The organism is Pedobacter psychroterrae, from assembly GCF_004331695.1.
In the GTDB taxonomy this organism is placed as follows: domain Bacteria; phylum Bacteroidota; class Bacteroidia; order Sphingobacteriales; family Sphingobacteriaceae; genus Pedobacter; species Pedobacter psychroterrae.
The window spans coordinates 38,100-59,895 of the sequence record NZ_SJSL01000007.1 but is presented as its reverse complement, the minus strand read 5'-3'; the positions used below and the strand labels follow the sequence as shown (position 1 = coordinate 59,895).

Genomic DNA, 21,796 nt, shown 5'->3' with positions numbered 1-21,796 from the left:
TTTTAAAATTCTATAAATTGCTGATATACGTTTTGAAGGTAAGACTTAGCATTGATAAGTATCTCATCAGTTTGTGCTGTGTCCTTAGCATTGCTGTTATACAAAACCGTTTTGCCTACATTATCAAATGTAACACATTGTTTGGTATTGATAAAGCCCATTCCATTATCCCAGCTAAAAAAAGCAAAAGGTTTAGTATATGGGTTGAGCAGGTTTTTGCTCCATACAAATTCTTTGGCACTGATGTTCAACTGAGCTAAAACTGTGGCTGCCACATCATTCTGACTGCCAGTCTGCGGCATTTTTACGCCCCTGTATTCATCTTTTATTACCTCACCATAAAGAAGCAGCGGGATGTGGTAACGCTGGGGTTCAAAGATGTCATGGCTGTTCTTTGGCAGCAGGTGTCCGTGATCTGCTATGAATACGAACAGTGTGTTTTTATACCAGTCTGTCTTTTTTGCAATGTTTAAATAAGCATTGATACATGAATCGGTGTAGTAGGCTGTACTTTTAAACTTTGCTATGTTGTCAGCTTTCCCGAATTTGTATTTGTCCGGCAGCCCATATGGTTCATGGTTGGTGAGTGTCAGTAAAGTAGAAAAGAAGGGCTGTGTTTCCTTGTTCAGGTCTGTTATCTGACGTGCAAAGGTAGCCTCGTCATATTGGCCCCAACTTGTTCCTTTATCCTCCGCAAAGCTATTTCTGTCTACCAGTCTTTGATAATTGTGACTTAAAATAAAGGCTTTGTAATTGTCAAATTCAGATTCTCCCCCATAATAGAAAGAGGTTTGATACCCATTGTTGAAGAATGATTGGGAGATAGCAGGTATTTTCTGCATTTTTTCAGGCCATTTTACAATACTTCCCACAGCAAGTGTAGGAAAGCCTGCGAGAGTACCAATCAATCCTTTATCAGTTCGGTTTCCGGCGGCATAGATGTTACTAAACAGCACCCCTTTATTTATCAAACTGTCAAAATTTGGGGTAATATCCGGGGTACCTCCTAATGTCATGGTTAGATCAGCAGTAAAGCTCTCTATAATCACCAATACTACGTTTGGTCTTGGTGTCTTTAGGATACTGATAGTGGTATCTTTTTCAACCTGAAACAGCTTGCTTACAAAACTGTCAGCTTCCTCTTTGCTAAGAAACAGGTAAGGATTGGCCTTGGTCATGCGTGAAGAAATAATGCTTCTCATCAGGTTCCATTCGGTATTGACGGACGCATTGTTCAGCAACTGATTCTTCGAAAAATAGGCCATACTTTGGTTGATGGGGGAGCCACTTACACCACCCCTGATCATGACGAAACTTAATCCAAATAGCAATATTACTAAAATGCCTTTTTGCCAGACAGAGCTGTCTGAAAAATTAAGTTTTCTGAGAATGAAGTGGCGCTGGAGTAAAAGTCCACCTGCTATTAGCATTGCAAGCACAAATAAAGTCAAAAAGATAGGAGAGGATGCAGCCGATGCCAATGCTTCATTTGGGGTATGAATAGCAAATCCAACAGCTCTTGCATTGATTTTACTTCCCCATTCTCTGTAAATGTTAAAATTGATTACAGATATAATGCAAAAGAGCGCTATGAGCACCGAGTTATACCAGAACAACCACTTTATATTTACTTCCCGTTTACCAGAAAAAAGGTAAAATATGTAACGAAACAAGGGTATGACCATCAGATACCCGATCATAGAAATATCAAGGGGGATGGCATGAAAAAAAGTTGCCATGATTTCCGTTAGCGGAATCACAGCAATCTTTTTATAATTAATAATCAGAAATGTCAGGCGGTCGAGGAAGAAGAAAAGTATCCAAAATGCGAAGAACCTAACAAAAAACAGCAGGCTTTTAGACATTTACCTAAGCTTATTGCCCACCGCCCTGCATTGCCTGAAGTTCTGCCAAAGTCTTTTCTTCGTATCCTTTAGGTACATCTAAAGAAAAAGGGCCTGCTTTTTCTTCTTTGATATTTTTTATAGTGGCTGTTGTTTTGATCCCATTTTGTACACTCGAATATTTGATTGGGGTAGCGCCTTTAAGGGCCTCAAGGCCGTAGGGTAAAGCACCAGCTGAAAGCTTAATGTCATTGGTAGCCCATAATTCATGTGAGGTACCGGAATTGTCTTTGTAGGTGTATTTTTCGGTGTTGTAGCCTGCAATAACTAGTTTTTCACCTGTATTGACAAATTCAGAATAGGTTATATTTCCCATTTGCTTGTCAATTTCAGCCTTTGAAAGTTTTGCTGCATATTGTTTTTGGATTACAGGGATGTCTACTAAAAATAATGAATTATGTTGTAAGCCATCCGAAAATATCTTTATCATAGCCGCACCCATGTTCATCTCTATCATCGATATGTTCCCGTTAAATTTGATCTTGGTCTCGGCAGGAAGCATTGCCTCATTAATTGCAGCCTTCTGCTCATCTGTAAGGGCATATTGCATGCCATAAGTAATAGTACCCTGATCCAATACCTTTTGGGCTTTGGCTATTACAGCCGTACTTATTAGAATAATTGCTACAACTCCGGTTTTGATTGATTTAAACATATTCTGGTTTTTTAAATTAATTTTAAGGTTTACCACTTTATTTTCTCTTTGTTTATGAAAGCCCCCACACCCTTTCGGAAATCTTCGCTATCCCTGACACGTGCATTGATCTGTACCGCAAGAGACAGACTTTTTTCCAGCAACAGATGGGTAGTTTGTCCGATCAACTGTTTTGTAACCATTAACGAATTACTTGATGTTTCCGTACACAAATTTAACGCAAATTCATTTACTTTAAGATCGATATCCTCTTTGTTTGTTACAAACGTAATCAGTCCGTAATTTAATGCCTCCTGTGCTGAGAAAAGTTCACCTGTCAGCAATATCTTTTTGGCAACAGTTTCACTTGTTTTCCGTAATAAAAAGCAGGATACAATAGCCGGTACAAATCCCAGTTTTACTTCAGTATAACCAAAACTGGCTTCAGGGACGGCAAAAATAATGTCACAGACTGTTGCTAATCCGCATCCTCCAGCTATGGCATGTCCTTCTACCTGCGCTATCACAATTTTTGGAAGATAGTAAATGGTGGTAAACAGGCGCTTTAGATTTTCTGAATCTGCAAGGTTCTCTTCATAGGTGTTTTGCTGCAGTTGCTGCAGATATTCCAGGTCTGCACCTGCACTGAAAACCGCACCGCAGGCTTTAAGTACAATCACTTTCACTTCGTCGTCCTCAGATGCAGTAATTAATTGTTCTGTTAGCAATGTTACCAATTCAGCATTCAAAGCATTTCGCTTTTCCGGACGATTAATAGAAATGGTAGCTATACGCTGATGTACTGAGTATAAAACCAGAGGTTCAGTCATGCCTTTTCAGTTAGTTTAAAAAAAAATAAAGCTACAAATCTATTTTGGTTTCAAAAATGTGTTTTACCATATCTATCTCCTTTTCGTACATGGTTTTCTTTCTGGTACCAAAATGAAGGATGTTTTCTATAATGTTTCTGCCTTCCCATACTAGTTTCAGACTCCCATTGGCAATCTCCTCGCGGCACAGGAAATCAGGAATGATAGAAAAACCCTCGCTACTACTCAGACAGCGTACAATGGAACTGATATTTGGCACAATATAGTTGGGCTTAAAATCTATATGACTTTTGAAGTTAACCTGCCAGAAATTTTTAAGATGATCCATGTCTGCTGCTGTGCTGTACCATATCTGTTGCTTTAGCCAGCTTTCAGCCTCTTTTGTTTTTTTCTCTTTTAATAGTGAAGGTAGTTTCCCAAGATCAGTTTTTCCTCCGCAAACCAGTACGATTCTTTCCTTTGAAAATGCCTGGTATTCCAGGTTTTTCTGATCTCCCTTATGCGGGGTAATGATGAGGTCCAGCAATCCTTTGTCAAGGTCATGCAGCATCTGGTGATAATCGCCAAATTTAATGATCACATTAAAAGGAAGAGAGGAGATGTACTTTTCAAGAGTAAACTGAAAAGTTTCAAAGCACATGCCAATACTAATGGTCGCCCTATCCGTTTTTGTGCTCTTATGAAAAAGTTGTTCTGCAGTTTCCAGTTTATTGATTGGTTCGATTACAAAGTTGTAAAGTACTTTCCCCCGTTCTGTGGGCACCATTTTTTTTGGGGACCTGTCAAACAGTTTATAGCCTGTATACGATTCAAGGGAGTTCAGGTGCAGACTCACACCTGGTTGTGAAATGAACAGTGCATTTGCTGCACCAGTGAGCGTACCATGTTCATATATAGCTTTAAATGTTCTGATCCATTCCAGATTTAGTTTCATGATGCATTATTTTTATGATACAAAGGTAAAATTTATGTTATTATGATGATAGGAATATTATGAGGAATTTTGTGGTGTGATATTAAAAAATATATGGTTATGAAAATTTTTAAAACAATGTTCCTTGGCGCGATGGTGTTATCAACGAGTTCGGTATTAAATAACACCGCTGTGGGCCAGCAATTAGAATCGAATGATATGAAAAAGAAAATTTTGTTTGTGGTAACCAGCCACGATAAAAAGGGAAATACAGGCGAGCCTACTGGTTATTACCTAAGTGAAGTCTCACATCCTTGGAAAGTATTAAAAGATGCAGGATACGAAATTGACTTTGTAAGCCCTAAAGGAGGAAAAGCGCCTGTTGACGGATTTGATCTGACCGATCCCGAAAACAATGAGTTTTGGGGTGACACCGCCTACAGGTATAAAATAGAACACACATTGAAACCATCAGCAGTAAATCCTGATGACTACATTGCTATTCATTATGCCGGTGGTCATGGCGCCATGTGGGACCTGCCAAAAGATCAGGCTATCGCCAGGTTAGCTGCGCGTATTTATGAGTCAGGCGGTTTTGTCAGCGCTGTTTGTCATGGCCCTGCGGGTCTGGTAAATATCAAATTAAGTAATGGTAAATATCTGCTGGAAGGTAAAAAAGTCAATGGTTTTACCAATGAAGAAGAGGTGGCGGTCAAACTCGAAAATATCGTTCCTTTCTCCCTGGAAGATAAATTAAAGGCCAAGGGCGCCCAATTCGAAAAATCAGGAGTATGGGAAGTACATGTTGTAACAGACCAGCGTCTCGTAACAGGACAGAATCCGCAATCTGCTAGAGCCGTTGGTAAAGCATTACTAAGTGAACTTACAAAATAAAATAAAACGATGTTTCACCTTTAGAGCTAATACTGTTAAGGTGAAACATCTTGTATCATAAAAGCATTTGTGAAATGAATACAATTACAAAACCACTTCCAGCTTCCGTTAGGGAAACAAAAGGTAGCCCTGCAAGAAAAAGCCTTCCAGCAGCCTTGTGGGCATTAACCATTAGCGCTTTCGGTATCGGTACCACAGAATTCGTAATCGTTGGCCTGCTTCCTACTGTAGCAAGTGATTTAAATATCGCCATTCCCTCTGCCGGATTGCTGGTTAGTCTTTACGCTATCGGTGTAGCCATCGGCGCGCCCATTCTTACCGCATTGACCAGCAGCATTCCACGCAAAAGATTGCTTATTTTATTAATGGTTCTCTTCGTCATCGGAAACGGACTCGCCTCCATCGCTCCTGGATTTACCACACTTGTTATCGCCAGGATAGTTACGGGTTTTGCGCACGGTGTATTTTTCTCCATAGGAGCAACTATAGCCGCATCGCTGGTTACTGTTGAAAAACGGGCCTCTGCTATTTCCATTATGTTTGCCGGGCTTACCATAGCGATTGTTACAGGTGTTCCGTTAGGAACTTTTATCGGTCAGCAGTTTGGTTGGCGCGCAACATTTATCGGTGTTGCCCTATTAGGTCTCATAGGATTAATATCCAGTATGGTTTTATTGCCTTCAAACCTTAAAAATGAAAAAGGTGCATCTCTAAAAATGCAGTTAAAGGTAGTCACCAACAAGCGTCTGCTGCTGGCATTTTTGATGACCATTTTAGGTTATGGTGGTACTTTTGTAACGTTTACCTATTTATCGCCCGTTCTCCAGCAGATAACTGGTCTTTCAGAATCTGTTGTAACGTTGATATTGTTGCTTTATGGTATAGCCATCGCTATTGGAAATGTAGTAGGGGGTAAGGTGTCCAATAGAGACCCCCTTAAAGCACTGATATGGATATTCATGCTGCAGAGTATCATGTTGTTGATGTTTACCTTTACGGCTCAGTACACTATTTTGGGCATCATTACACTTTTTATTATGGGTGGGCTCAGTTTTGCTAATGTACCAGGATTACAATTATATGTGGTGCAGCTTGCTGAAAAGCAGTTGCCTGGAACAGAAGATGTGGCATCGGCCTTTAACATAGCTTCTTTTAACTTAGGCATCGCAATAGGTGCTTACGTCGGCGGATTGGTTGTTTCCTCCTCACTCGGACTTGGCGCTACTCCCTGGATAGGGGCCCTGTTTGTAATGTTAGCAGTATTGGTGGCGCTGATCAGCAAAAAACTAAGCATACAGATTTAAAATTTAATTGACTTGCCTTATAACACGATGAGCTTATTTTTCCTGGTCATCTTTAATTTTGTCCCTAGTCAAAGCAATTGAAATATCAGTAAGCCAATTAATGAGGCAAATAGCAGGCGCTTTTTGTATTCAGACAAAGCAAAAACAAATAACAATAGGGTTACACACAATACGACCAGTTGTGTTTTGCTGATGAAAATACCAGATACACTTGAAAATGGAAGTGTTGCTATCCATGTTAAACCTTTATTTGTGAAGCTGATCAACCATTCAAATGCCGGACCAAGGATCTCAATTCTAAACAGCAGAATGATAATCCCCATGTACATCAGCACCGCAATGGGGATGAGGATGAACAGGTTACTGATCAGAAAGTATACCGGAAACTGATGGAAATAATACAGGCTGAAGGGGCAGGTAGCCAGTTGTGCTGCCAGCGACATCGCAACGGTACCCCATATTTTATACAACCAGTCCTGTTCAATATGCCACCAGTTTTGGATCATGGGCTGCAGCCAGATCAGTCCGGCTACAGCTAGAAAAGATAGCTGAAAACCTATATCCCATATCAGGAATGGATCGTAGAGCAATAAACAGCATGCCGCGAAAGCCATGATGTTATAGTTGCTGGTTTTTCTGGCGAATGATTTGGCAATGATAAATACAGAAAGCATGATCACAGATCTTAAAACGGAAGGGGAGAAGCCGGTCAGTAATGCATAGAACCAGACCGATATCAATATTAATACAAGTTTTACCATGCTCAGCCAACCTCTCCGGTTCATAAATTGTAGCATCCAGTTCAGTACCAAATAGACCAGGCCAACGTGCATTCCCGACACAGACAGGGCATGAATGGTGCCGGTTTTTGAATAGATGTCCAGGGTTTCTTTATCAAGATCAGTCCTGTATCCCAGTATTAGGGTAGCAGCTACTGCAAATGCCTCATCGTCTTTCATGATCTGGCGATAAAAATCCACCTGCTTCTTCCGCAGATTAAGTGCAAATGATATGATCGGATGACCATTATTACCGGGTAGTTTTATCAGGTCAGCTTGTCTCAGGAATGTCTGATGATAAATATTCTGTGCAGCAAGCCATGCTTTATAATCAAAATCTGAGGTTTGCTTAGGAAGTTTGATAGTTGAAATTTTATAAGGTATTATCAGTTCGTCCCCATAGCTTAAACTCAATCTGTTTGAGCTGTCAGTAGCAATTGAAACCATTAAAGATCCGGAAGCCTTATTGCCATCATCCTCGAGATGGTCATAACAAACGTTCACCATAGCTTTAAATCTAAGTATGTTGTTTTTAAGGCGGGGCTCATCATTTACTTTGATCTTCAAAAACTGATGTGGCTTATTTGCATAATGATCTTCAGCCAGTGATTCGTTGTGCAATATCACCCATAGTGCTCCAAAAAAGAAGATAAATACAGACCATGCCAAACCATTAAAACCTTTAAACCGATAAAGACGAAGCCTTTTGTACAACAGATTGGCAATAAATAAATAGATAAACATAATGATGCATATAGCTGCATTCCAGGTAATCAATGCTTGATTATTCCACAAGGTTTGCTCGTAGAAAAGTAGTATCCCACCTGCAAAAGGCAATAAAATCCTTACGAAAGTCCCCGATGCAGTGCTCGTCTTCATTAAAACTGATACCTGACCTGCAATTTGAAATCGGACTTTTTGCTTCCTGGTATTTCATCCAGTCCGGAGCCTATCATTATTCTATCCTGATATGCATATAGCGCATACCGTGCCCACAAGTCCATTTGGCGTAATAGTCTGTACCTTAGGTTTACAAATGTTCTAATGCCCTTGCCATTATATCCGCCAAAGCTAGATCCATACAGAACATCGTCTTCAAAGGCATAAATCCTGCTGTTATATGATGGCGTGTTAAAGTATGCAATCCTGATATTTGCAGACAATTTGGCCGACAGCGGATGATAGTTTATATCCTGATAGATTAGATAACCCCATTCATCAGCAGCCCTGCCTTTCTGATAATTTATCAGCTCAGCACGCTGCTGAAAACTAAACTTCTTATTCATCTTCCAGTTGGCTTCCATCCTGAAATTCTGTTTGTTAACCCAGACCAACAGAATTTTCTCTTCAGTACCTGCTTCGGGGTTTTGCTGTTTTACTTCACGCTTATATCTCAGTAATAATTTAAAAGTCTTCTTTGGTGTAAATGCGGCCTGACCTAAAGCTTCGTAGCCAGACGAAGGGGCATCTACGCGATATCTGAGCCATGGAAATTTAAAGTAATCACTGTAGACAGAAAACATCCAGCGTTTATCCGGGGAATAATTGATCCCTGCATACCAACCTTTTTCATTGCTGATTTCGGAACCTTCACCAACACCATTGCTCAGAAAGCTGTGGTAGTCCCTGTCGTAATTTCTAAAAAGCAATACAACAGAAACTTTTGGCGACAAACTGGTCATAGCGCCATTTACAATAGCCCAACCCCCTTTCACACTGTGTGCTGCTTCACCATATAAATAGATATTGCCAAGGGTATAATTATAATGAGCACCGGTATTAAATAGCTTTTTGCCAATGAAAGCGTATTTGTTATATAACTGAGTGCCAGTAATGAATTCATGCTGATAGATCGAGTGATAGCCTACCAGACCAATGTGGAGATTGCTGCTTACATATTTTAACGCCCCACCATATACATTTTGTTTCAGGCTTTTCTGGTTTTTAAGTTCTGTGAGGGTTCGGTGCAGGCCGCTAATGTTGATGTTTTGAAGGGTAGCCCCACCTTCAGCTGGAAATTTTAAACTGGCATCCAGCTTTCTGAAAGAAACAAAAGGTGTTAACGCTACATGCCTATTCAGATGTAAGGTCGAGGCTATACCCCTAAGGAAAGACGCTTCATTTGATGAGGAATAGGGCCGGAGGCCTACATCTTTACTCGCTACGCTCGTCACATCCGGGCCTTTGCCAAATGCAAATCCCGACCATAATGTCAATCCCTGGCCAAACTGCAGGGCATAGTCGCCTACTATGACTTTGTCTACTACCTTATTCAAATTGTAAAAGCCAATGTTGCCTGATAAATGATCCAAGCCTATCGCACCACGCCATAGCTGTTCGCCTGCATCTTTTTCAGCTACCAGGGAAATCGATACGGCATCCACATAGCTATACCGGTACCTTAGCAGCAGTTTTTCGGCACTGCCCAGATATCTGCTTCCCGGCAGGTCCTTAAAGCCTTTTTGAGTCTGGATAATTTGTCCATATCTTAACATCAGGTCATTATTTCCACTCTTTATCAAGTCATTAACTGTTGCATCGGCCAATAAAGTGCGCTGTCCAATTCTTACAAATGGAATGATCCGCGTAATGGTTGCAGCATCAAAACCATTAATGCCCTGCAGTTCCAGTACATCAATAAGCTTTCCGTTACTATTTAAATGTGCAAACAAATTGCTGATCTGCAGCGCGGACAAGAAGACCAGCTTTTTTAGTTCCGCAGGTCTGGTATTGTTTAAATTAATGGGATGCTTGCGCAAGTAATGGAGTTGCTCTATAAGTTCCGACAGGTCATAATCTTCCGACAGGTTTTCTGCAAAACTTTCAACGATATCTTTGATCAGTTCATCCTCCTGGGCCATACAGCTATCGCAGGAGAAAAGAATGAATAGCAGAATAAATAGTTTCCGGATAGCCATACAACGGCCAAAGCAAGAGAAATATTATCTAAAGAAAAAAACTATTATCCGGTTAAGTTAAAATCGATTGATAATGAGAATAATAAAATTTATACAGATCGGTTAGATTTCTTCGTTCAGCTTTAGTAAAAAGTCTTTTAGTTTTTCCAGCGAGGCAATGATCTTCTGGTTTTCTTTTACTTCTCCGCTATTATTTTTTAAATGCTCTTTGGCACCCTTTAAGGTAAAACCCTTATCATCTACCAAATGAAAGATGATCTTTAAATTGTCGATATCTTCAGGAGTGAAGAGGCGGTTTCCCTTTTTATTTTTCTTAGGCTGCAACACATCAAACTCCTTTTCGTAAAAACGGATTTGCGAAGCATTTACGCCAAACATTTCGGTCACTTCACCCATGGTGTAGTACATTTTATTAATTTCCCGTTCTTTGTAAGGCATAATGTGTATTGATTATTAGTAGTTTACAGCTTTCAATTGAAGTATCCAAACTTAGCAAAAGTTATGCAAGTATTCAATGCAGAAGAAAAAAATATAAATTAGCTATGCGCGCGCTTCTATATTATTGCCATTTAATGGATGCTACCTTAGCAAAATAACTCAATAATATGCTAATTTTGCTAACCTAATCAAGATTACAGATGACAGCTAAGGAAATTAGACAGGCGTATTTAAACTTTTTCAAATCAAAAGATCATCATATTGTTTCATCTGCACCTATTGTAGTAAAGAACGATCCTACACTAATGTTTACCAATGCGGGAATGAACCAGTTCAAGGACCTGTTTCTTGGAGAAGCACCAATCAAATATCCAAGGGTAACTGATACCCAGCGTTGTCTCCGCGTGTCTGGGAAGCACAATGACTTAGAAGAAGTAGGCATTGATACCTATCACCATACCATGTTTGAAATGCTTGGCAACTGGAGTTTCGGCGATTATTTTAAAAAGGAAGCCATTGCCTGGAGTTGGGAACTGCTAACAGAAGTATATAAAATTCCTAAAGACAAATTATACGTTTCCATTTTTGAAGGAGATGAAAAAGAAGGTTTGCCAAGAGATAATGAAGCCTATGAAATCTGGAAACAATACGTTCCTGAAGCGCGGATCATCCTCGGTAATAAGAAGGACAACTTCTGGGAGATGGGAGATACGGGCCCATGCGGACCATGCTCTGAAATCCACGTTGATTGCCGGCCTGATCACGAACGTGCAGCAGTAGAAGGCAAGTCGCTGGTCAATGCAGATCATCCTCAGGTGATAGAGATCTGGAACAATGTATTTATGCAGTTTAACCGCCTAAAAGACGGGTCATTACAGTCCTTACCTGCACAGCATGTAGATACAGGAATGGGCTTCGAGCGTCTGGTTCGCGTACTGCAGGAAAAGACTTCCAATTATGATACAGACGTATTTCAGCCGCTTATCCAGTTCATTGCTGTACATGCAGGTATCACTTACGGAGCAGATGAAAAAACAGACATCGCTATGCGTGTTATGGCCGATCACATCAGGGCCATTTCATTCGTAATTGCCGATGGGCAGTTGCCATCCAATAACAAAGCAGGTTATGTAATCCGCAGGATCCTGCGCCGTGCTGTTCGCTATGCATACACGTTCTTAAACCTTAAAGAACCTTTTCTAAACCAATTGGTGCCCGTATTGGCCAAACAGTTTGAGGGTGTTTTTGAAGAACTTGTACTTCAGCAAGAATTTGTGCAGAAGGTAGTACTGGAAGAAGAAGTGAGCTTCTTAAGAACTTTAGCTACAGGTATCCAACGCTTTGATAACTACACTAAAAAGCAGGCAGATTTCCTGTTGTCTGAAAACGCTATTGAGCCTGAAAAATCTTTTGAAGACCAATGGGTTTACAGCATTTTGAAAGACCAGATGGTCATCTCCGGTAAGTTTGCCTTTGAATTGCAGGACACCTACGGATTTCCTATTGACCTTACCGAATTAATGGCGAGAGAAAAACGCTGGCAGGTGGATATGGATGAGTACAAAAAGGCACTGCTTGAACAAAAGGATAGGTCACGTGCCGCCACCGCTATTGACACGGGCGACTGGATCCTTGTAAATCCTGATCTGGAAGTAGAATTTGTTGGTTATGATGATTTTGAGGCGGAAACAGAGATCATAAAATATAGAAAAGTGACTGCCAAAGGCAGGGATCAATACCAGATCGTGCTTAGTAAAACACCGTTTTATGCAGAAAGCGGTGGTCAGGTAGGAGATACAGGTCGCTTAGAAGACCATAGCCGCCTTTTCTTTGTGGAGATCACCGATACAAAAAAGGAAAACGGAGTAATCGTGCATTATACCGATACCCTGCCTGAGGATGTAGAAGGATCATTCTGGGCCGTGATAGACGAAGATAAACGCTTGCTTTCTCAGGACAACCATACAGCTACCCACTTGTTGCACGCTGCCTTAAAAAAGGTGCTCGGTGCGCATGTTAACCAAAAAGGATCTCTTGTAAATCCTGATTACCTGCGCTTCGACTTTTCTCATTTCGCTAAAATCAGCGATGAAGACCTTGCTAAAATAGAACACCTGGTAAATCAAAAGGTGAGGGAAAATATACCTTTAAAGGAACAGCGTTATGTGCCTTACGATCAGGCTATTTCCAGTGGTGTAACGGCGCTTTTCGGAGAGAAGTATGGTGATCTGGTACGAATAATCACCTTCGATGACCATTACTCCAAAGAACTCTGTGGAGGTACTCATGTACAGGCCACAGGGCAAATAGGTTATTTCAAAATCGTTTCAGAAAGCGCTGTCGCCGCAGGAGTAAGGCGTATAGAGGCCATTACGGCGGATAAAGCAGAAGCATTTGTATTGGATCAAAACAGGGAGCTAAATGAGCTTAGAGAGTTGCTAAAAGGCAATAAAGACCTTAAATCTGCCCTGTCAGCTTTAATTGAAGAAAACAACAGGCTTAAAAAAGATGCAGAGAAGGCCGTATCAGAGCAATCTGCCAATCTTAAACATGAAATAGTTCACCACCTTAAAACCATCAATGGCATTAACCTGATCGCTACCTATGTCGATTTACCAAATGCAGATGCAGTTAAAAGTCTTGCTTTTGCTGTGAAGGACCTGGTAGATGATCTGTTCCTTGTTTTTACTACGCTAATTGATGATAAACCGGGGATAACGGTTATGTTGTCAGATAGCCTGGTGAAAGAAAAAGGGCTAAATGCCTCCAATATTGTACGCGAACTGGCCAGGGATATCCAGGGAGGCGGGGGAGGCCAGCCTTTCTATGCCACAGCCGGAGGTAAAAATAAGGAAGGATTAAAAATAGTTTTAGAAAAAGCAGAAGCGTTAATACATTAACGCCCCTGTTTTTCTATTTAAACAATTGTCGCTGTCAGCGTGGTTCCGCTTACAGCAGTGCTATAAATTTTTAATGTTCTTGTTGAGCCGGAAGTACCCTGTGGCTGCTGGGTTACCGATCCGCTGGCAGCATATTCAGCAAAGTGCAACTGGCACTGAACTTTACTGATCGCTTGTTTCCATACCAGGCCACCACCCTGGTGCGGACAAACAGATTCAGTCGCCACAAATGACGAGGCAGCATTTCCGGCAGCAATTCTGAAAAACAGCACGCCACCTGTAATCACCTGGTCACCAACAGCCATCAGTTGACTGGATAGATTTACAGATGCCGTATTACCACCGCCGCCTGGATTTGGATCAGGCTTGTCGTCAGGTTTAGGGTCATTGCCCTTTCCTCCACATGCTGAAAGGCATGAGCCAGCACACATCAGTGCCATACCAAATCCTAATGATTTGATGAATTCGTCACGTTCCATAGTTTTAAATTTTTAGATTAGTAAATTTTTGATTGCTTATCGGAGTCTTTATTTTTTGATTTAAACAAGGTGAAGTTTCTTGAAATGGTAAAGCCAAAACGGACACCACCATCGTTCCATGATTTTCTGGTATTTGGAATAAAGTTATTTTCAATGATGTACTCAGCGTTCATAAAGTTGAGTGAGAAGATGTGTCCACCTGTTTCTATCTCGAGGCCTACACCCAAAGGATTATAATAGGTAGTGGCCAGATCCTTTGGCCTGGAAAGGCCATTGACCAGCGTATAGTCTGCTACAAATGAAAGCCTTTTGGTCAGTTTCATCCTGCCTGCAAAGCCGAGGGTAAACAGGTTTTCAGGTTCATTGGCATCACTCACATTTTTTCTAAGCAAGAAGCCAGGCATGACTTCCAGTGATAACCGCTGCGAAAACTTCCTTGAGATAATGGCCTGAAGGAAGTAAGAGAACCTGTCTGTATAATCCACAAACTCACTTGCATTAAAAGGTTCCCTTGCTATCCAGCCCATCTGTGCAAATAAAGTAAGGTTAGCTGGCATAGCACCATTGTTTTTCTGTTTCAGCAGTTTGTATTTTCCTGAGAAATTAAAGAGCTCATCAGTTTTGCTCCTGCCTATGGCCACCGTGAGGTCGTCACTGATCCCATAATCAAAACCGATAAAGAGATCCGAAGCCAAATCAAGGCCATAAAACGTATGGGCACTTCCAAATCTTCCACCTATATCCCCAAAATGGTGCCTGATCCGCATGTCCAGATCGTGCTTTTTCTGCGTCTCGCTAGAATGTGATAAAACCACCCTGGTAGATTTAAATACTGCATCTACAGTAGGGGGCAGGCTATCTGCAGAGAGCGACTTCAACAAAGAATCGGCCTCCTGGGCGCTTGCGGTAACGGTAAGTAGTAAAAATAAAAAGAGTAGTCTGGTTTTCATGTATATCATTGTTTTAAAAGATTCAATTTACCTTCTGCCTTTACACTGATCTGTTCAGCTATTTTGGTGAACACCACGGTTGGGATTTTAATTTTATGATTGGCACAGGCCACTTTAAATGCGGTGCTGATCTGTACAGTTCCGTTTTTGATACTGATCTTTCCAGGAATAGAGCGCTTCTGGTCTACCCCATGTACAGACAGCACACCATTTACCGTCACATCATACTCTCCATCCTTACTGAAATCTAATTGTTCAGCAATGATCCCTTTAAATTTAGCAAAAGGGTATTTATCACTTTCCATATAGTTCTCATTAAAGTGTTCCTGCATCAGCTTTCTGTCAAACTCCAGCGACTTGACCGGCACCTGCACCGCTACTTCCCTTGTACTAGTTATCAGCACAGCCGAAGCTTTGTCGCTCGCAGCCTTGATATCTTCCAGTGGAGTGGACGAATAGATGCTTGCCCTGATGTTTTTACTCACATATGTTTGTGCCGACCCGCATAAATACAGCATCACAAACAGGACTATCAGCACCAGGCTAATTATTTTTTTTGTCGATATCATAGCGTAGTCTTAATGAAATTCCACTTGATTTTAGGTTTACCTTTCCTTCTCCAACTCCGCTGAGCGGTATTTTTACAAAAGGCTCAAAACCCAGGTGCAATTGCTCCTTTTTAAGTTTAATAAAGTACGTTGCGGAGAGGTCGACTACACTTAAGTAATGCTGGTTCTCATTTCGCCGTTCTACAAATCTGTCTTCAATGCCCGACTGGGGAGTATATTTAAAAGTATAATCTTCCCTGAGCATGAAATAGCTTGAAATACCTGCATTCAGATCAATACTCCTTTTATAATTTTCTGAAATCCTGTACGAAACGAGCAGGGGGATCTCCAGCACCAAACAGCTAGCCTCTACGCCAGATATCAGGCCCTGCACCCGTTCATTGCTGAATTTATAGGCGTAATTGTTTGTATGATAATCCTTAATGCTGTAATGAACCCCCGTCTGCAGGCTTAGGTTTTTGGTTACGCCGACTCCAAACGCCACGCCTGCGCTAAATCCGGGATTCCCCCCAATTAATGAACTTGCCGAATTAAATTCTGGGCCCGCACTGATCGAAAGGCTCATAGGCAATGCTCGTTTGGTTCTGTTTTGCTGTTTTGCATCAGCAGGAATTTCAGGTTTGTCAGCCAACACAGCAGCCGAAGCGCTTTCCGGTACCGTAGCACTTTCCTGTGTATTAACAGGACTTTGTGCCATGGCGGCGGCATCATTTTCAATAGTATCTTTTCTATAAGCTGAGTGCGTTAATTCATCTGCCTTCTTCATTTTCAATTCGGCATCAACTTTAACCTCAATATTTTCAGTCAAACTACCTGCAGGCGCAGTGCCCTCAGGTACATTTCCAGACCGAACACCAACTACTACCTCAGTTACAGGCCTTACTCTTTTATCACCAATTGAATAAAAACCTATCACCGCACCCAGCAGCATCAGGCACAACACCGCAGAATTTCTAAAAAATACCAGCCTATCCCTTCTTTTGAGTTTCTGCTCCATCTTACCCCATGCTGCTTCCTCAAACTGGGGATCAGCATCGAATACCTTTTTTCTGAAGGCAGCATCAAACTCTTTATCATTTAATTCCATTACGGCCTATCTTTTAATTTTCAATTGCATGGTTGTTCTTTAGCATTTTTTTCAGTTGCTCCCTAGCCTTAAATAAGTTTGATTTAGACGTTCCTATAGAAATAGAAAGCATTGAGGCTATTTCTTCATGTGTATATCCATCTATAGCAAAGAGGTTGAACACCGTTCTGTATGCCAGAGAAAGCTTTTGTACCAATTTTATCAGGTCCTCATAATGGATGCGCGAAAGAATACTTTCTTTATCTTCCACATCATGTTTTGCATTTAGCTCTTCCATTGCTATCTTTTTTATTTGCTTTCTGTAGTGATCTATCGAGGTATTGATCATGATGGTATTCAGCCAGGGCTTAAATGGTTTTGCCTGATCGTATCTGTCAATATTTATAAACACTCGCATAAAGCCATCATTCACTAATTCTACCGCCTCGTCTTTATCCTTTGCATAACGGATGCACATTTTCATGGAATGGCTGTAAAAAGACTGGTAAAGCCCTTTCTGGCTTTTCCGGTCTTTTTTCTTACAACCCTTTACTAGTTCCTGAATAGTTAAATCGTCCACTTAAAAAAAATAAATCTGCTACACTATATTACGAATGTTTTATCAGGAAGGTTGCCTTAGCTGTCCAAAAAAGATTTTATGTCATGAACTTATAAAAACGTAACTTAGGATTTTTAACAGGTACTACTGTTTGCTTATGACCAATCATACTTTTGGTGAAACTTCTGGTGTTGAATTGAAGCTTGCATTTGCAGGTGATGAGTCAGCACGTGTGGCAGCACTTCATTCTTACCATATGTTTGATACTGAAGAAGAAAAGGACTTTGATGTACTTACCGCACTGGCTTCGGCAATTTGCCAGATCCCCATTGTGCTGATCACTTTCATTGATGAAACACGGCAGACGTTCAAGTCACATCACGGCACCGACTTTAGAGAAAACCTAAGAGAGTTGTCCTTTTGTACCCATACCATTGCTTCAAGTGAGGAAATCATGATCGTTCCCGATGCTAGGCAGGATGCACGTTTTGTCGATAATCCAATGGTTACCGGTCCCACCAAAGTTGTTTTTTACGCAGGCGTGTCTCTTATTAATGAAGATGGCTTTGCGCTGGGAACACTTTGTGTAATTGATCAGAAAACACATTCCTTATCTGACGATCAGGTCCACGCATTAAAAACGCTGGCCAAACAGGTGGTAGACAAAATAGAACTCAGACGAAAAGTGCGCCAGTTAGAGAAGGCCAATCAGGAACTTGCGCAGTCAGAACAGCGAAAAGACGACTTCTTGGGAATGGTTAGCCATGAATTAAAAACGCCTATCACCACACTCAAAGCCAATCTACAGCTCATAGATAAGTTAAAACACAGTCCTGCTGCACCCGTATTTTCAAGGATAATAGACTCCTCTGCCAGAAGTCTGGTAAAGATCAATGGCATGGTAGACGATCTGCTAAATATGTACCGTTACAGTGAGAATCAGCTGCAGCTGGAAAAAACAACATTTACTATTTATGACATGCTGCATGTTTGCTGCAACCATGTCAGGATAGACGGAAAGCATGAACTCGTTATTACAGGTGACGACAAACTACAGATGCATGCAGATGAACACCGGATAGATCAGGTAGTTGTAAATTTTGTGAACAATGCGGTCAAATACGCGCCAGATTCTAAAGAAATTTACCTCAATATCTCCCGCGAGGGCAGTTATGTCAAAATATCCGTTAAAGATACTGGTCCCGGTATTCCTGATAAGCATCTGCCTCACCTCTTCGATAGGTACTGGCGTGCAGACCATTCAGGAGTAAAATATACCGGACTGGGCCTTGGACTTTACATCTGCTCTGAGATCATCAAACGCCATGACGGCCATATCGGCGCCGAAAGTGAATTGGGCAAAGGAAGCACCTTTTGGTTCAAACTACCGGTTGCCCACCTTTGTTGATCTTTCCAAAGATAACATACAAAACTATCGTTCTTTTTAACGTCTCACGCTATTTTTTGCTAAGCTATATAAATCCAAACTCAAATAGCTGCTCAAATAAAGGTCATAGAAATGGCAAAAGAATCATGGGACATGTTTAAGTACAACTCATTTAATCTAACCAGCATCTAGAGATATTCCTCGCAATAACCTGGTCCATATCAAATTTTATATCCCTTTTATGCTAAGTCGGAGAAAATCAAAACCGAGGTAGTTTTATTTTCAAAAAAAACCAAACAAATTATAGAAGCACACGGTTTGGCCGTCTCTGCTTTTGTATCGCAAAAAAAATAGGCAGAGCAAACAAGAACGGTTAATTTTTTTGTACTTTAGTTTATAATACATTTGGTTTAAACAACACTTTCTTTACAGCCGAATAGGTCTTTAGCAATTGCCTTATGCTTAGCAGATTAAATGCACCTAAAAAACTATACCTACTCCTAGTCGTCACGTCCGCGTCTATTATTGGGATTGGCGTATATGGTGGCTTAGAAATGAAGAAAATGTATCATTATACACAAACATTGTATGTGGACCGGGTATTCCCATTGCAACAATTAACTCGTTCACGAGATAGCTATTCTTATGGCATCTTAGTCACAGCTCAGCGGATTATGTCCCGTGATATTTCTTATATCGAGGGATTAAAAATCATTGGAGAAGCAGAAAAAAAAATCGCTGAAGATTGGAAGGGATATATGCAAACTTATCTCACGCCTCAAGAAAAACATTTTGCTCAACAATGGTTTGTTTTAATGCAGCGATCTACAGCAACTCTTCAAAAGTTGAAAGTTGTCCTGAAAAAAGATGATAGCGTTGCAACCCAAACCTTCATTACCGGTGAACTACACCCTGCGATGGGTAGGATCATTAATAAGATAAACCAACTGATAGCATTACAAGTGCAAATAGGCGGTGAGGTTTATAATGATAGCAAGCAGACTTATCAAAGGGCACAGTTAAAGTTCTTGTTTTTAATTATAAGCTCACTCACTTTTGCTGTTGCTTTTTCTTATTATCTAATACAAACTGTACGGGATTTGATAAAAAACCTTAAAAAAAGCAAGGACAAATATTATTCGTTAATAGCGCATGCCAATGACCCGGTGTTCCTGTTAAATAAAAGCGGTTCCTTTATTGAGGTAAATGAATGTATGTGCCAGTTACTTGGATATACTGAAGAAGAATTGTTGACTATGGGATTATCTGATCTTTTTACAGCAGAACAATTACAAAGGACCCCGTTACAACTTGAACTTCTGGAAAAAAATAAAACACTTCTATTAGAAAAAAAATGGCTAAAAAAAGATGGAACCACGGCAGACGTCGAAATAAATACCAGGGTATTTGAAGGAATAGGGTATTTGGCGATTGCCAGAGACATTTCCAATCGCCTGCGTACCGATCAGGTGTTAAGAGAGAGTGAACGTAAATACCGCAATATATTCGAAAATGTACAAGACGCATTTTTTCAAACCGATTTAGATGGTGTCATTATTGAACTGAGCCCTTCGATTACCCGGCACCTTGGGTATACCCAGCAAGAACTAATAGGTTCATACGCAGCCGACCTATATGCTAACCCTAAAGACCGGGAATATGCCTTAGAAATCCTTGGAGAAACCGGCGAACTTAAAGACTATCAGGTAAGTTTCAAATCAAAATCCGGAGATGCGATATTTGTTGTTTTAAATGTCCGCCTTATTCCCTGCTCCGATGAGTTGCCAGGACATTTTGACGGCTCGCTCCGTAACATTACCGAAAAAAAACGAATAGAAAACGAGTTGGCAGAACATAAGCAGTTACTAGATATATTTATTGAACATAGCCCTGCTTCATTGGCCATGTTTGACACCAATATGAAGTATATCGCGACCAGTAATAAATGGATGATTGAAAACGATATTCTTGGCCAAAATTTAGTTGGAAAAAACCACTATGAAATTTTTCCGGATCTTCCCCAGCATTTTAAAGATGGCCATAAACGTAGTTTACAGGGGGCGATCGAAAAAAATGAAGAAGATTCATTTATTAATCCTGATGGAACATTAGAATGGATCCGTTGGGAAAACCGACCATGGTACAAAGAATCCGGTAAAATTGGAGGGATTATTATGTTGACAGAGGTGATCACCGAACGGAAAAATGCCACAGAACTTTTTAAACAACAATTTGAAAATTCTCCAGATACTATTTTAATTGTAAATAGAGATCTCAAAATTGAATCGATGAATAGGGGAGTGCCGGGCGGACGGGCATTTGAAGAGATAATTGGAATGGACTGTATTGAGATTTTGCCTAAAGAGAGTCAGGGAATTTCGAGAAGGTCAATAATGAGATGCCTGGAAACAGGCGTTACGCAGGAATCAGAAATTAGGTTAGGTAATGGGAGTCTGGTTCGGGCCAGATTTGTACCTATCGCTTTTCATGGTGAGATATCCAGGGTTATGATCATTGCAACAGATATTACGGAACAGAGAATAGCCGAAGAAAAACAAAAAAAGAGCGAAGAAAAACACCGGGCATTAATCGAGAATATCAGCGACACGATAATCCTGATTAATAAACAGTATGAGATCACCTACCAAAGCCCCTCATTTGTCAGGAGTGCTGGTTTCAGTTTGGAAGAATTAGGAGATAAAACAGTTTTGGATTTTATACATCCTGCTGATTTGCAAAAGTGTAAGGATGATTTGCAGAAAGCAGCATTAGTGCCTGGTATTCCGCAAAATATCAACTACCAGATTCTTCATAAAGAAGGTCACTATATTTGGATTGAAGGTACAATTACCAACCTGATTGAGAATGATAGCGTGAATGCTTACATTGTGATTTATCGCGATATTACCCAACGAAAGGGAGACGAGCAACGACTAAGATTGGCTTATGAACGCTCAAAAAAACAACTGGAATTTATAACGGATTTGATCTGGAAGCAATCCCATATCTTGCGAGGTCCTTTGGCCAATTTAAAGGGATTATCCTTAATTATCGAGCAAGATCCTGGTGACATCACTACACTTCGATATTTTATGACCGAGTTGGACGCTATGGATGGCGTATTGAGGAAAATGGCGGAAGATGCAGCTAAAAATGTTATTGACTAATAGTTTGGCTTCAATTGGCCTATGACCACCGCCGCTTAAACCACGAAATCTAAAGTAACTAACCCATCAGGTATTTCAACGCTAGTTTCATATGCGGTTCTATGA

General features: G+C 40.7%; 17 protein-coding genes. 5 read left to right on the top strand and 12 right to left on the bottom strand.

All coding sequences use genetic code 11. The features are described from left to right. Nucleotides 1–2: 2 nt before the first annotated feature. Genes EZ437_RS18480 through EZ437_RS18465 form a run of 4 tightly spaced genes read right to left on the bottom strand, consistent with a single transcriptional unit; the run spans nucleotide 3 to nucleotide 4,302 of the window. A complete protein-coding gene (locus tag EZ437_RS18480) occupies nucleotides 3–1,865 on the bottom strand; it encodes an LTA synthase family protein (protein WP_131597557.1) in 1,863 nt (620 codons plus the stop codon). Between the two features lie 10 nt (nucleotides 1,866–1,875). Beyond that, the gene (locus EZ437_RS18475) at nucleotides 1,876–2,559 is read right to left on the bottom strand and encodes a hypothetical protein (RefSeq protein WP_131597556.1); all 684 of its coding nucleotides are present in this window, start codon (nucleotides 2,557–2,559) and stop codon (nucleotides 1,876–1,878) included. A gap of 29 nt (nucleotides 2,560–2,588) precedes the next feature. Next, on the bottom strand, nucleotides 2,589–3,368 hold the full coding sequence (locus EZ437_RS18470) for an enoyl-CoA hydratase/isomerase family protein (protein ID WP_131597555.1): 780 nt from the start codon (nucleotides 3,366–3,368) through the stop codon (nucleotides 2,589–2,591). Between the two features lie 31 nt (nucleotides 3,369–3,399). Then, a complete protein-coding gene (locus EZ437_RS18465; protein WP_131597554.1) occupies nucleotides 3,400–4,302 on the bottom strand; it encodes a LysR family transcriptional regulator in 903 nt (300 codons plus the stop codon). Between the two features lie 198 nt (nucleotides 4,303–4,500). On the opposite strand from EZ437_RS18465, the gene EZ437_RS18460 reads away from it, so the two are divergent. Further along, complete coding sequence (locus EZ437_RS18460) at nucleotides 4,501–5,175, top strand: type 1 glutamine amidotransferase domain-containing protein (RefSeq protein ID WP_131597553.1); 675 nt, start codon at nucleotides 4,501–4,503, stop codon at nucleotides 5,173–5,175. A 74-nt stretch (nucleotides 5,176–5,249) separates the two neighbouring features. Beyond that, complete coding sequence (locus tag EZ437_RS18455; protein WP_131597552.1) at nucleotides 5,250–6,479, top strand: MFS transporter; 1,230 nt, start codon at nucleotides 5,250–5,252, stop codon at nucleotides 6,477–6,479. 68 nt (nucleotides 6,480–6,547) lie between these two features. On the opposite strand, the gene EZ437_RS18450 is transcribed toward EZ437_RS18455, so the two are convergent. The 3 genes from EZ437_RS18450 to EZ437_RS18440 all read right to left on the bottom strand — a co-directional run bounded on the left by EZ437_RS18450 (nucleotide 6,548) and on the right by EZ437_RS18440 (nucleotide 10,614). Beyond that, nucleotides 6,548–8,137, bottom strand: coding sequence for a ComEC/Rec2 family competence protein (locus EZ437_RS18450; RefSeq protein ID WP_131597551.1), 1,590 nt, complete (start codon nucleotides 8,135–8,137; stop codon nucleotides 6,548–6,550). Continuing rightward, entirely contained in the window at nucleotides 8,137–10,176 is a 2,040-nt protein-coding gene (locus EZ437_RS18445; RefSeq protein ID WP_225869620.1) for a helix-hairpin-helix domain-containing protein, read from the bottom strand. Before EZ437_RS18445 ends, EZ437_RS18450 begins: the two co-directional genes overlap by 1 nt. Nucleotides 10,177–10,278: 102 nt before the next feature. Continuing rightward, nucleotides 10,279–10,614 (bottom strand): MerR family transcriptional regulator, encoded by a 336-nt coding sequence (locus EZ437_RS18440; RefSeq protein WP_131597550.1) that lies wholly within the window; start codon nucleotides 10,612–10,614, stop codon nucleotides 10,279–10,281. A gap of 200 nt (nucleotides 10,615–10,814) precedes the next feature. On the opposite strand from EZ437_RS18440, the gene alaS reads away from it, so the two are divergent. Next, nucleotides 10,815–13,514 (top strand): alanine--tRNA ligase, encoded by a 2,700-nt coding sequence (gene alaS / locus EZ437_RS18435; RefSeq protein WP_131597549.1) that lies wholly within the window; start codon nucleotides 10,815–10,817, stop codon nucleotides 13,512–13,514. 17 nt (nucleotides 13,515–13,531) lie between these two features. Here alaS and EZ437_RS18430 read toward each other — a convergent pair whose 3' ends face one another. Genes EZ437_RS18430 through EZ437_RS18410 form a run of 5 tightly spaced genes read right to left on the bottom strand, consistent with a single transcriptional unit; the run spans nucleotide 13,532 to nucleotide 17,158 of the window. Continuing rightward, nucleotides 13,532–13,993: a Rieske 2Fe-2S domain-containing protein gene (locus EZ437_RS18430; RefSeq protein ID WP_131597548.1), complete on the bottom strand. Its 462-nt coding sequence runs from the start codon at nucleotides 13,991–13,993 to the stop codon at nucleotides 13,532–13,534. A gap of 17 nt (nucleotides 13,994–14,010) precedes the next feature. Beyond that, nucleotides 14,011–14,943, bottom strand: a complete 933-nt coding sequence (locus EZ437_RS18425) for a DUF5777 family beta-barrel protein (RefSeq protein WP_131597547.1) — start codon at nucleotides 14,941–14,943, stop codon at nucleotides 14,011–14,013. Nucleotides 14,944–14,948: 5 nt separating this feature from the next. Then, the gene (locus tag EZ437_RS18420) at nucleotides 14,949–15,512 is read right to left on the bottom strand and encodes a YceI family protein (protein ID WP_131597546.1); all 564 of its coding nucleotides are present in this window, start codon (nucleotides 15,510–15,512) and stop codon (nucleotides 14,949–14,951) included. Beyond that, on the bottom strand, nucleotides 15,487–16,599 hold the full coding sequence (locus EZ437_RS18415) for an outer membrane beta-barrel protein (RefSeq protein WP_131597545.1): 1,113 nt from the start codon (nucleotides 16,597–16,599) through the stop codon (nucleotides 15,487–15,489). Before EZ437_RS18415 ends, EZ437_RS18420 begins: the two co-directional genes overlap by 26 nt. A gap of 13 nt (nucleotides 16,600–16,612) precedes the next feature. Continuing rightward, a complete protein-coding gene (locus EZ437_RS18410; RefSeq protein ID WP_131597544.1) occupies nucleotides 16,613–17,158 on the bottom strand; it encodes an RNA polymerase sigma factor in 546 nt (181 codons plus the stop codon). Nucleotides 17,159–17,294: 136 nt separating this feature from the next. Between EZ437_RS18410 and EZ437_RS18405 the strand changes: the two genes are divergently transcribed. Together EZ437_RS18405 and EZ437_RS18400 are read left to right on the top strand one after the other, a co-directional pair. Then, nucleotides 17,295–18,545, top strand: coding sequence for a GAF domain-containing sensor histidine kinase (locus EZ437_RS18405; RefSeq protein ID WP_131597543.1), 1,251 nt, complete (start codon nucleotides 17,295–17,297; stop codon nucleotides 18,543–18,545). Between the two features lie 437 nt (nucleotides 18,546–18,982). Next, nucleotides 18,983–21,691, top strand: coding sequence for a PAS domain S-box protein (locus EZ437_RS18400; RefSeq protein WP_131597542.1), 2,709 nt, complete (start codon nucleotides 18,983–18,985; stop codon nucleotides 21,689–21,691). The last annotated feature ends 105 nt before the right edge of the window (nucleotides 21,692–21,796 follow it).